The sequence below is a fragment of the Heliomicrobium gestii genome (assembly GCF_009877435.1).
Taxonomy (GTDB): domain Bacteria; phylum Bacillota; class Desulfitobacteriia; order Heliobacteriales; family Heliobacteriaceae; genus Heliomicrobium; species Heliomicrobium gestii.
The window spans coordinates 1-11,884 of the sequence record NZ_WXEX01000011.1 but is presented as its reverse complement, the minus strand read 5'-3'; the positions used below and the strand labels follow the sequence as shown (position 1 = coordinate 11,884).

Below are 11,884 nucleotides of genomic sequence, written 5' to 3'. Positions count from 1 at the left end.
AGTGAAAACGGTGCCTACGCAAAAAACTTCCTCTATTAATAGTTCTGCCGTGCTGGCCGACGCCGTTATCTTATCTCAAGAGGAACTGAAAGCAGGCTTTTTTCGCCTCGTCCTGGCAGCGCCGGAACTGGCCCGGCGCTGCCAGCCCGGCCAGTTTGTCCAGGTCCGTGTCAGCGACGGCGTCGCTCCCCTGTTGCCCCGCCCGATCAGCATTCACAGCTTTGACGGCGAGTTGGGCATCCTCTCCCTGCTCTACCATGTGGCCGGACAGGGCACCGGGAAGCTGTCCCGCCTCCCGGCCGGGGAATCGCTCCGGATCTGGGGACCCCTCGGGAAAGGCTGGAGCCTGCCTGAAAACCTGACCGATGGGTCGGCTGCAATGCCGGCGTATGTGGACATAGACAAAGAAAAAACGCTGCCCGTCTTTGTCGCCGGCGGCATCGGCATTGCGCCGCTGCCGCCCCTGGCCAAGGCCTGGCGCAACGCCGGTTCAGAAGCGCTCCTGCTCTACGGCGCCCGCTCTGCCGGCCAGATCGTCACGGTCGATGAGTTCACCGCCATGGGTGTCGATGTGCGCATCGCCACAGAAGACGGCTCGGCGGGCGTGACCGGCCGCGTCACGGAACTGCTCAAGGAACTCGATAGGAAGGGCAAAGAGCCCCTGCTCTACGTCTGCGGTCCCAAGCCGATGCTACAAGCGGTGGCCCAACTGGCTGACGAGCGGGGATGGCTCTGCCAGGTCTCGCTGGAGGAGCGCATGTGCTGCGGCCTCGGCGCCTGCCTCTCTTGTGTCTGCAAGAAAAAAACCGATGACCAAAAAGAGGGCGGCAAAGGATGGACCCATGCCAAGGTCTGCACCGACGGCCCCGTCTTCTGGAGCAGGGAGGTGGTCTGGAATGGGTAAGCTGAACCTGCAGGTCAACCTGGGCGGGCTGGCCATGAAAAACCCAGTCACGACCGCCTCAGGCACCTTTGGCTTCGGCCTGGAGTTCGCCCCCTTTATCGATCTCGCCCGCCTCGGCGCCATCGTCGTCAAGGGAACGACCCTGGAGCCGCGAGAAGGCAACGCGACGCCGCGCATGGCCGAGACGCCGGCGGGCATGCTGAATGCCATCGGCCTGCAAAACCCCGGCGTCGACGCCTTCCTCCGCGACTACCTGCCGCCGCTGCGTGAAATCGAGACACCGGTGATCGTCAACCTGAGCGGCAACAGCGTGGACGACTACGGTCGACTGGCATCGATTTTGGACGGCGCCGACAGTGTGGCCGCCCTGGAGGTCAACATCTCCTGCCCCAACGTCAAACAGGGGGGCATCCAGTTCGGCACCCTGCCCGCCTCGGCGGCGGCGGTGACCCGGAGTGTCCGGGAGAACACGAAAAAACCGGTCATCGTCAAGCTCTCGCCCAATGTGACCGACATCACCGAGATGGCCCGGGCGGTTGTCGACGCCGGCGCAGACGCCCTGGCGCTGATCAACACCCTGCTGGGCATGGACATCGACATCCGCACCCGCCGTCCCGTCTTGGCCAACATCTTCGGCGGCCTCTCGGGCCCTGCCGTCAAGCCGGTGGCCTTACGCATGATCTACCAGGTGCACAAAGCCGTCAAGGTTCCCATTCTGGGAATGGGCGGGATCATGAACGGACAGGACGCCATCGCCTTTTTGCTGGCCGGGGCGACGGCCATCGCTGTAGGGACAGCCAACTTCACCAATCCGCGCGCCACGATGGACATCCTGGACGGGATCGGGGAATACTGCATCCGTGAAGGCGTTCGAGACGTCAACGAATTGATCGGCGCCGCCCATTGAAAGCGGTGAAGGGATGGGCCCATTTGATGGCGGCAGCAAAAGATAGTAACGAATGGGACCACGAATTGTTTCGACAAATCACCTGCCCATTTACGACAGCGTTCTTTTCGGATATCATATAGCTGTGTCTCACCGATAACCAATCTCGTTTGAATGATTTCATGCAGCTGGAGGTGGGGGAGCAGTGCGTCGGAAGAAAGTGATCATGTTTATCATCGATTCCTTGCATCCGCAGGTCCTCGATGACGTGACCCAGGATGGTTCCGCGCCTGTCCTCGCCTTTTTACGGAAAAAAGGCATCAGTCACTCACGGGTCGTCTCGGCCTTTCCGACGATGACCCCGACTGCGTTAAGTTCAATCGCTACCGGGGCCTATGCGGACAAGCACAAGGTTCCCGGTTTCATTTGGTTTTCCGAGATGAGCCAGCGGCTCGTCAACTATGGGGCCACGCCAGGCGCCATCATGAAGCTTGGCGTCTTTCAGACCGTCAAAAACCTGCTCTACAACCTCAACCAGGAACATATCAATCCCCGGATCGAAACCTTCCACGAAATCCTGGAAGACCGGGGATACACGTCCGGCAACATCAACTTTTTCATCTACCGGGGACGCAAAAAGCGGGAGCCCCACCTGCCCCTGCTGATCCGCCTGGCCGCCTGGCTGCGGTTGCGCGGGCCCGTCTTTGGGCCGGAGAACCTGGCCCTCGGCGAATGCTGCCTTTCCCCAAGCCTGCAGGGATTTCGCGGTCCTGCCGGACCCTTCAACAAGTTCGGCTTCAACGACCGCTTCTCATGCATGGCCGCGTCGGAACTGATCCGCCGGGGCAAGCAGCCCGATTTCATGATGGTCTACCTGCCTGACAATGACGGCTACTCCCACCGCGTCGGACCGCTCAACACCCACCCCTGCGTCCGCAAGGCTGACCGGATGATCCAGACGGTGCTCAACGCCTTCCCCTCCTGGGAGCGCGCCCTGGAGGAGAACGCTTTTCTCGTCGCTGGCGACCATTCCCAGTGCCCTGTCGACGCCAACCATTCGACGGTGCTGCTGGACAAGATGCTCGCCGGTTTTCGACGGATGGAGATGCTCTCTTGGGGATCGGCGCGACGCTATGACATCACCATCTGTCCCAATGAGCGAATGGCCATCGTGTATGTCCTGCGCAACCAGGAGTCGGTGCTGCCAGCCGTTGTCGACACCCTGTCCGGCGATGAGCGCATCGCCCAGATCATGTGGCGGGAAGGGGAGCGCATCCGCGTCATCCAGGGCGGCTCCCGCAAATCGCTCACCTTCTGGCGCGAGGAAATCTATAAAGACACCTTTGGCGCCGCTTGGAATTTCTGTGGCGACCTGTCGGTCGTGGACGGTGAAGTTCGCGACGGCCTGCTGCACTTTGGCGAGTACCCTGACGCCTTCTCCCGCATCGCCTCGGCGCTGGAGAGCCAGGTGACGCCACGGGTGCTCCTCTCGGCCCGGCCGGGTTTTGAGTTTTACGCCGACGATTCGCCGATCTATCCGGGCGGCGGCAGCCACGGCTCGCTCCATGAGAGCGACTCCATCGTCCCGACACTGCTGGCCGGCACAGACTTCGACCTGCCCAACCTGCGGGTGAGCGACTTCTTCCACTGGTTGATGGAGTTGTTGCCGGCGTCGTCGCGGTAAGGCTGCTACGGTAAGCCGTCGTATAGGGCTGCCGTAGGGCTGCCGTGATAAGGCTGTCAATGCAAGGCGCTTGACCTGGTGAAAGGCGAATAAGCGTAGAATTTATTCAGCAAATGGATCAAAGGCAAGGGTCCCTTCGCCGGAAGCATAACCGGCAAAGGGACCCTTTTGGTGTTAACTCGGCAGAGGGACTCGCATAGGGGAACGAAGGGGCGCATAGGGTGCCTATGATGATGGAACAGACAGACACGGGGCAATCGGGGGGAGAAGGGAGTCTGAAAGGATGATGGCGGAGTCGACAACAACGGTGAACCAAGGGGCGAGTCATGGGGAAGCGCTAAAGACGGCGCCTGAGGCAATGCCTGGGACAATGGGGATAACGCCTGAGGCAATGCCTGGGACAACGGCAATATCCATTGTCGAACAGGTCGTTTGTCGTTCCCTCGCCGATGTGTGGAGCGACTGGACCGAGAAACGAGAACGGGTGACGCAAGCATGGCTAGGCAGCCGGGTGGAGGTTGTCGCGGGTGAGCAAGAGCCAAGGGATGGCTGGCGCAAGGTTCGCCTCCCCGACCAGGGCGATTATGACGGCTGGATGCGTGTGGAAGATGTGACGCACCTCGCCATAACTGACCCCAGTCCTCTGTGTGTCATCACCGAACCGGTCGTTAAGGTGGCGCCGAGCTCCCCGACCCTGCAAGGCGGTTTCTTTTCCGACCGGCAAGGCCCGACTCCCTTCAGCGAACTGTCGCGGGAAGGGGAAGACGAAGACTGGCTGCCCATGGGCGTTCGATTGCCCTTGATGGAATGCAGCGGAGGAGCGGCGGCGCTGCAGATGTTCGACGGTTCCCTTCGCTGGGCGCCGGAAGAGGCGATAGGCCGTTGGCCGAGCGCAGACCGTCAATCGGGCCAGGGCGTTCTCCATCTAGCGGCGAAGTTTCTTGGCCGCCCCTACCTCTGGGGGGGAATGGGCTGGCCCGGCATCGACTGTTCCGGCCTCGTCTTCATCGCTTTTTGGACGTCAGGGATTCAGATCCCCCGGGACGCGGGGGATCAGTGGGCGGCGTCAGAGGCAATCGAGGAGGAAGAGGCCAGTCCCGGCGATCTCATCTTCTTTTCCAGCCAACCACCCCAACTGGATCATGTGGGTTTGGTGGCCGGGGAAAGAACATTTCTCCACGCATCGAGCAGTCTGGGCGGTGTCTGCTATTCGAAATGGGATGAAAGCCGCTGGAGGGATATGCGGGTAGGCTTTCGAAGGGTAGCCGGTTTACGACAAAAATAAGTTAGAGTCCAATGACAGTCTTCGATAAAATAGAATAATGTGCTATGATATTATTATTCTGAAGCAATGAAGTAAACGATCCAGTTCAGGAGTGAATCATGGCTTATTTTTTTGATTTTGAAGGTCAGACCGTAAAGGTTCGCATAGAGGGAAGTTTCACCATCACGACGGCCAGTCGTTTTAAAAATGAGATTCTGCAGCTGATTGATGAGGGAAGGCATTTTGTTACAATCGACATGAGCGGTGTTGATTTAATCGACAGCCTTGCCCTTGGCACCTTGGTGTCGGTGTTGAAACGCACACACAGCCACGGCGGAAATGTATCTATTCAAAACCCGCAAGGCGCGGTCCGTGAGGCGTTGACGATCACCAAGTTGAATCAGGTGTTTGTCATCGAGTGACAGGCGAGAGGGGACGCGATACGTAACAGCCCGTTCCCTTTCCCGTTCTCTTTTCCGTTCCCGTTTCAGTCAAAGTCAAAAACCTCGATTTCACAAGAGGAATCGGGATTTTCATGTCGAAGTATGCAATTGCTCTTTTAAGCGCATATGGAGGGAGTGTGATTCCGATGGCCTATCGGATTACCGCCGATGACTGCATCGCTTGCGGCGCCTGTGAAGGCGGCTGTCCCGTCTCCTGCATCACTGAAAAGGAAGACGGCAAGCGTGTCATCGATGAGAGCGCCTGCATCGACTGCGGCGCCTGCGCCGACGCCTGTCCCGTTTCCTGTATTCATCAAGCCTAACGATTGAAAAACCCGCCGGATTTACCGGCGGGTTTTTTATTCCATCAAGATCTTCAGCATCCGGCTGCGGTTACAGATAAACTCCTTTGTCACCCGGTAGTGCTCGGTCTGCTCATAGTCGATCGCTTCGATCCCGGAATCAGAGAACTGAAGAATCATCGCCTCCGGGTAGGCCATGAGGATGGGGGAGTGGGTGGCGATGACTGGGACTCCTGTTGAACCAAATCGTGGATACGGGCGATCATGGCCATCTGGCGAGTCGGCGAGAGAGCGGCCTCTGGTTCGTCGAGGATATAGAGGCCCCGACCGCCAAAACGATGCATGAATACGGAGAAGAAAGCCTCCCCATGGGATTGCTCATGGAGGGACTGGCCGCCGTAGGAATCGATGATGGAATGGCCCATCGGTTGTCGATCCAGTTCCTCCACTTTCGTCGATAGGTTGTAAAAACTCTCGGCCCGCAGGAAAAATCCGTCTTTGTGCTTCCTGGCGTTGCGGCAGAGCGTGAGATAACGATGCAGTTCGGAGTGGGATTGGCGGGTGGAGAAATTGAAATTGATGGTGCCGCCTTCCGGGTTGAAGCCGGCGGCAACGGCGATCGCTTCCAGCAGCGTCGACTTGCCTGTCCCATTCTCGCCGACGAAGAAGGTGACCTGGCGAGGGAAGGGCAGTTCTTGCAGGTCTTTGATGGCGGGCAGGCAAAAAGGGTAGGCCGAAAAGGACGCCACTTCGTCCCGGCGCAGTCGAATGCTGCGGATATACGGGGCAGGGCCATCGAACATCGTCATGGCTACCTCTCCAAGGATTCGCAGAAGCGATGAGTGGGCTCCTCGCTGGATGAGCCCCTTTTGATATATTTTGCCGTAATTGTATGAGCAAGGCAATCCCTCAACGCATAGGATACTCCAGCTTTGACGGGGGAGGGAGTATTATGCGTGCCCAGTATGGCGATGTCAACGGTGACAGGATCGCCGATCGCGTCTATCTTGAGTGGAATAAGCCCTATCCGGACAGCGCCTTTGTCGATCAGGTGACACTGGTCGTTCAAGATGGACGAACCTTGGCGACCTATCGCATCCCCTTGCCAGGCGCCGCTGCCGGGTACAATCCGACACTGTTTTTGGGCGACTTTACCGGCGACGGCGTCATGGATATCCAGGTGAGCATCGACACAGGCGGTTCCGGCGGAACGACCTACGAGTATGTCTATTCCTTCTTGAATAACCAAGCCCGACTCCTCTTTGATTCCGAGGTGTTCAATGAGCATTTTCGCTATCAGGTGAACTTCCGGGACAATTACAAAGTGGATGTGGTCAGTGAAAATCTGCAAAAAACCTATACGATCGACATCAGCGATAAAGGGGCTGAATACCTGGCGGAGATCTATAATCCCGATGGGACGCTGAAGAAGCCGATTGAAGGATTTGTGGTGGCCATCAGCGGATTGTACCCCGTGGACTTTGATCGCAACGGCGTCTATGAGTTGCTGGCCTTTCAGGGGATCGCCGGCAGGTACAACGCTGACCGGCTCGGCTATGTGCTAACCGCGCTCAAGTGGGATGGGCGCCGGTTTGGGGTGTTCAATCAATGGGTTGCGATTTTTGGAGGATGAGGTCGAGGTATCGGCGCCGGTTACAAGGAAATAACTGTAGGAGGCCCTCGATGGCCGCTCTTTCCTCATAATCAGTCGAAAGATAGATGAAAAGCGCAGATATGCTGTGTTACGATCAGTGATAAGAAAAAGTCCAATATTTCACATGAGGTTTTTGGTCATTAGCGGGCGAAAAGGGTGGTCCTTTTAGCAGAATCATCCATAAGAGGAGTATGGGGAAGGGCAGGTGAATAGATGCGTGGAGACCTGCGAGTTCAGGAGCGATAGAGTAGTCATCTTTGAGTTTAACGGAAAAAAGTACAAAACTGCATCGACTCATCAGAAAGAGTGGGGAACAGGGCTGATCGCCGAAATTCCCCTGACCGGAAATGAACGCATCCTCGACCTTGGCTGTGGTGACGGGGTGTTGACGCAGCGACTGGCAGAACTTGTTCCCAAGGGAAGTGTGTTGGGTATCGACGCGTCGGCCGGGATGATCGATGCGGCAAAAGAATTGGAACAGGGGAACCTGGCCTTCCGGCGCCTCGACATCAATGAGATGGTTTTTGAAAACGAATTTGACCTGGTCTTTTCCAATGCGGCTCTGCACTGGATTCTCGATCATGAACGGCTGCTCGGGAAGGTCTATCGGGCGTTGAAGCCGGGGGGGATGGCGCGGTTTAACTTCGCCGGCGACGGCAACTGCGTGCACTTTTTTGCCGTCGTGCGAGAAGTGATGGGGGAACCGCTTTTTCGTGAACACTACAAGCTTTTTTCGTGGCCTTGGTATATGCCGGCTGTGGACGAGTATAAGGCGCTGGTGAACCGGTATGATTTCCGAGAGGCGCTGATCTGGGAGGAGAATGCCGACAGGTATTTTTCCGACCGGGAAGGGATGATTCGCTGGATCGATCAGCCGTCGATTGTGCCCTTTCTTCAATATTTACCAGATGACAAAAAGGCTGCTTTCCGGTTCGCTGTCGTAAAGGGGATGATTGAGCAGACGTTGCAGGCCGATGGGACATGCTTTGAGACGTTCCGGCGGATCAATCTGCTCGCATGGAAGTAACGCTGTTCAGTTCATCCTGTCCGACACGGCGACAGACCAAGATGCCGCTGATCGAAAACCCGCTGATAAGAAACGTTCTGATAAGAAACCTTCTGATAGGAAACCTTCTGATAGGAAACCTTCTGATGGGAACCCTTTAGATCGGAACCCCCCAATGACGCCGCGCAGTTCAGCGCAAAGGTCATCGGGGGGTTCTATTAGTTCGACATAAACTGGGGGTGGGGGCAACGTCCCACGTGTAGCCCATAGCGCAACGGTGTAGAACAGCCGCTTCTAGGTAGAAAGTGTAAGTAGAATGTGTAAGTAGAAGTGAAAACACCTACCTGAAGCGTACAGAACACAAATGCAGGTATTTTTAGCAGTTTAACCCTATATATGGATGATGTGGCGGATATAGTATGTTACAATCAAGACAAGGTAATATCCGATTTCAGCGATCGGCGAGAAACGGGGCGAGCCGGTGTTTACGTCCGGGGAAAGGGTGGAAGTCCCTTTGGAGAACAGGAAGGCAGGGGAAAAGACGTGCTTAGCTATGAATTTGACGGCCACAGGTACAAAGAAGCATCGCGGCTGATGAAGGAATGGGGCAGGCGGCAGATCGCCGAACTATCCCTGACTGGAAGGGAGCGCATCCTTGACCTCGGGTGTGGTGACGGGGTACTGTCGAAGCAACTGGCCGATCTGGTTCCCCAGGGGAGCGTACTCGGCGTCGATGCATCAGTGGGGATGATCCGAACGGCCAAGGAACTCGAAGCAGGCAACCTCACCTTTCAGTTGCTGGACATCAACAAAATGGTCTTTGAAGAAGAATTCGACCTGATTTTCTCCAACGCAGCGTTGAATTGGATCTTTGACCATGACCGGTTGCTAAAAAGTGTCTACCAGGCCTTAAAGCCGGGGGGAAAGGCGCGGTTTAATTTTGCCGGCCAAGGCAATGGCGCCCACTATCTGGCAGTCATCACTGCGACGATGGCTGAGCCGGCCTATCGCCCCTATTTTGAGAACTTCCAGTGGCCTTGGTTTCTGCCAAGCGCTGATGAGTACAGACAGGTGGTGGCGCGCCAGGGGTTCCGGGAGGCGACGGTATGGGGAGAAGCCACCGACAGGCGTTTTATCGATACAGAAGAGCTTATTCGCTGGCTTGACCAGCCGGCGCTGGTTCCCTTTATCAAACACATCCCTGACGATAGGAAAACGGTCTTTCGTGACACGGTGGTCAACCGGATGATCGAGGGAACGCGACAACCCGACGGCAGTCACAGGGATTCGTTTCAGCGGATCAACCTGTTGGCGCGGAAATAGCGCTGTTCCTCCTGCCCGGTAATGCCACAGACAGGAAAGCCGTAGAAAGAAAAACCACAGACAGAAAAACCACAGACAGAAAAACTGCGGATAGAAAAGCCATAGAAAGAAAAAACGCGGATAGAAAAACCCCGATGATACTGCGCCGGTTAACGCAACGTGTCATCGGGGTTTTTCATTCGATCCCTTGATCTCACCTTTTCATGGGGCAGACGGATTAACGAATCGGAACAGTCAACAAATCGGCCAATTCGGCGTAAGGGATGGTGAACTGGGGAAACCCAGCGGCATAGGGGGCGATGTCGTAGAGTTGGTAGTAGACGACCAGGCCGTTGGGGCTCAGGTAATAGGCCTGTTTGGGGTCGATGGAGGTGAAGGGAGTCCAAAGGAAGTAATCAGAGCCTTTCAGTTGTTCGATTCGTTGGTTGATTCGTTCGATATAGGCCGGGGAGGAGAAGAGGTCAGGCAGTTCGTAGACCTTGCCGTCGGTGATGTCAAAGGTGAGGGAAGAGGCGTAAGACATGCCATGGGCGCCGCCCAAGTAGTTGGAATCGATAAAGTAGAGGCTGACAAGGTTGTTGGCGTTGTATTTGACGGCATAGTTGCAGATGATGGAAAAGGTGCGCAGGGGGACATTCGAATCCAGGAAGGATTCTCGCATCTCCTTCGCATCGGTGAGGGTTTTTTGTTTGAACTGGGCGACCTGTTCTTGAATCTTGCGATTGATCCCTTCCTGGACGGCCGGATCCTGCATGCCAGCGAACTGCGGGTATTGGATGTTGATGATCATCTCTTTGGTTTCGGAAGATTCTTTGGCTGTTTTGATGGTAATGGCATTTTCTTTGAGACGATTCAACGCCACCGTCTTCGTGGCTGGATCCATGGATACGGAGGCGGCGAGGTTTTCTGCGACGAAACGGAGCGGCACATAGACATTGTGGCCGATCAACTGCGGAGGAGTATCGAGCGACAGTTGATGGTCGTTCACGGTGGCTTTGTATTCATTCATTTTCATGGTGATCGTCCGGTCGGCTTTTTTCAAGCACACCGTCTGATCCGATGGCGTCCAGGTCGGTTCGGCCCCAAGGGAATCGCTGATGGCGTTGAGGGGAACAAGGGCGCTTTCTTCAAGGAGCAGGCCAGAATATGGCATGGACTTGCCGTCGAGAATGATATCGAGCGTGTCGCCGTGACTGGCGCAGGCGGTTGTGGTCGTTGCAAGCCAGAACAGCGCTGCGACGGCGAGGAGGAAGGGTTCTTTCATGGAGAACGGCATCGAACACACGTCCTTTTTTTCGTCATTCTCCTGATCAGTGTACCACAGTTTGTACCGGTAGGTCCAAAATATCGCAAAGTCGAGGAATAATATAGTATGGTAATATTGGCATTGCCGCGTATAACGGCTATAACTTGTTTAGCGAGCGGGGGATTGCCGCCTGGGAGGTGGACTTTCCATCGAATCCCGGGGATGGGAATTCCCTGGATTTCGAGAAGAAAATTCGGAAACTGGAGGGGCTGGGACGAGACGGCTTAATCAGTGAAGAGGAGTATCTGCGAAAGCGCCGCGAGATCATGGATGCGAAATGGTAGGGTGTGTTTTGGTTGCGGCGCAGCGGAAGCGGTAGCATGGCAGGCAAGGTGCGGCTGCGCGGATGAATCGCGTGGGGAATAGGAGGGCAACTGATGCTGAAAGACCGGTTTCATGGTGTGTTGAGCATTGGGATCATCGGACTGTCGTTCGTCCTGGGATTCGCCGCCATCTTACCGTTCTCATCATCGCTCGCGTTCGGTTACCTCATAGTGCTGGTCGTCGCTGTTCCGGTGATCGTCTTTTCCTATTGTTCGAAATGCCTGTGCAGGGGGCATGCCTGTGGGCATGTGTTCCCGGGGAAGTTGACGCGCTGGTTGCCGGAAAGAAAGACGCGCACGTACAGGTTGGCCGATTATTTGGGGGTCATCGTTCCGTTTTTGCTGATGGTCGGAATTCCCCAGTACTGGCTCTGGAAGAACGCATTTTTGTTCGGCGCCTTTTGGACACTGCTGGCGATCGCTGTGGCGGAGATCCGGGCATTTGTATGCAAGGGATGCGGGAATGAGCATTGCCCGCTGGTGACAAAGTGAACCGTTTTTCACGAATTCGTCCCTCTCAGCACCGATGGCGTGCGCAGTAATTGATATTTCATGGAGGCAGGTTTGATGAAGAACCACATAAACCACATGAATCACATGAACTGCAGAACCGTAGGAACTACAAGCACCATAGGAGCTACAACGTGATCGCAGTCGGTCTGCTCGTTCTCATGTTGCTTTCGGGATGTTCGGTTAGCCAGGAGAAAAACAGTGAACTGTTATCGGTTCTGTAGAGGATTGCGCCGCCATCAAATTCCAGAACCCATGTAAAAAGCGTTAATAATCTAA

Annotated in this window: 11 protein-coding genes and 1 pseudogene; 10 read left to right on the top strand and 2 right to left on the bottom strand. The window is 55.9% G+C overall.

Annotated elements, in window-relative coordinates:
• The first annotated feature begins 10 nt into the window (after positions 1-10).
• From GTO89_RS17855 to GTO89_RS12585, 6 genes are all read left to right on the top strand, one after another.
• Positions 11-904, top strand: coding sequence for a dihydroorotate dehydrogenase electron transfer subunit (locus GTO89_RS17855; RefSeq protein ID WP_161262446.1), 894 nt, complete (start codon positions 11-13; stop codon positions 902-904).
• On the top strand, positions 897-1,811 hold the full coding sequence (locus GTO89_RS12605; RefSeq protein ID WP_161262445.1) for a dihydroorotate dehydrogenase: 915 nt from the start codon (positions 897-899) through the stop codon (positions 1,809-1,811). Before GTO89_RS17855 ends, GTO89_RS12605 begins: the two co-directional genes overlap by 8 nt.
• A 184-nt stretch (positions 1,812-1,995) precedes the next feature.
• A complete protein-coding gene (locus GTO89_RS12600) occupies positions 1,996-3,474 on the top strand; it encodes an alkaline phosphatase family protein (protein ID WP_161262444.1) in 1,479 nt (492 codons plus the stop codon).
• Between the two features lie 286 nt (positions 3,475-3,760).
• The gene (locus GTO89_RS12595) at positions 3,761-4,759 is read left to right on the top strand and encodes a C40 family peptidase (RefSeq protein ID WP_161262443.1); all 999 of its coding nucleotides are present in this window, start codon (positions 3,761-3,763) and stop codon (positions 4,757-4,759) included.
• A 98-nt stretch (positions 4,760-4,857) separates the two neighbouring features.
• Positions 4,858-5,160, top strand: a complete 303-nt coding sequence (locus tag GTO89_RS12590; RefSeq protein WP_161262442.1) for an STAS domain-containing protein — start codon at positions 4,858-4,860, stop codon at positions 5,158-5,160.
• A gap of 167 nt (positions 5,161-5,327) precedes the next feature.
• The gene (locus GTO89_RS12585) at positions 5,328-5,504 is read left to right on the top strand and encodes an indolepyruvate ferredoxin oxidoreductase subunit alpha (RefSeq protein WP_161262441.1); all 177 of its coding nucleotides are present in this window, start codon (positions 5,328-5,330) and stop codon (positions 5,502-5,504) included.
• Between the two features lie 36 nt (positions 5,505-5,540).
• Here the strand turns inward: GTO89_RS12585 and GTO89_RS12580 are convergent.
• Positions 5,541-6,286 (bottom strand): annotated as a pseudogene (locus GTO89_RS12580) (AAA family ATPase).
• A 149-nt stretch (positions 6,287-6,435) separates the two neighbouring features.
• Between GTO89_RS12580 and GTO89_RS12575 the strand changes: the two are divergent.
• The 3 genes from GTO89_RS12575 to GTO89_RS12565 all read left to right on the top strand — a co-directional run bounded on the left by GTO89_RS12575 (position 6,436) and on the right by GTO89_RS12565 (position 9,466).
• Entirely contained in the window at positions 6,436-7,116 is a 681-nt protein-coding gene (locus tag GTO89_RS12575; RefSeq protein WP_204758239.1) for a VCBS repeat-containing protein, read from the top strand.
• A gap of 226 nt (positions 7,117-7,342) precedes the next feature.
• A complete protein-coding gene (locus GTO89_RS12570; protein ID WP_328793915.1) occupies positions 7,343-8,164 on the top strand; it encodes a class I SAM-dependent methyltransferase in 822 nt (273 codons plus the stop codon).
• A 522-nt stretch (positions 8,165-8,686) separates the two neighbouring features.
• The gene (locus GTO89_RS12565; RefSeq protein ID WP_204758240.1) at positions 8,687-9,466 is read left to right on the top strand and encodes a class I SAM-dependent methyltransferase; all 780 of its coding nucleotides are present in this window, start codon (positions 8,687-8,689) and stop codon (positions 9,464-9,466) included.
• A 217-nt stretch (positions 9,467-9,683) separates the two neighbouring features.
• Here the strand turns inward: GTO89_RS12565 and GTO89_RS12560 are convergent, their stop codons facing one another.
• Entirely contained in the window at positions 9,684-10,742 is a 1,059-nt protein-coding gene (locus GTO89_RS12560) for a stalk domain-containing protein (protein WP_161262438.1), read from the bottom strand.
• 407 nt (positions 10,743-11,149) lie between these two features.
• On the opposite strand from GTO89_RS12560, the gene GTO89_RS12555 reads away from it, so the two are divergent.
• Positions 11,150-11,587 (top strand): hypothetical protein, encoded by a 438-nt coding sequence (locus tag GTO89_RS12555; RefSeq protein WP_161262437.1) that lies wholly within the window; start codon positions 11,150-11,152, stop codon positions 11,585-11,587.
• Positions 11,588-11,884 lie beyond the last annotated feature (297 nt).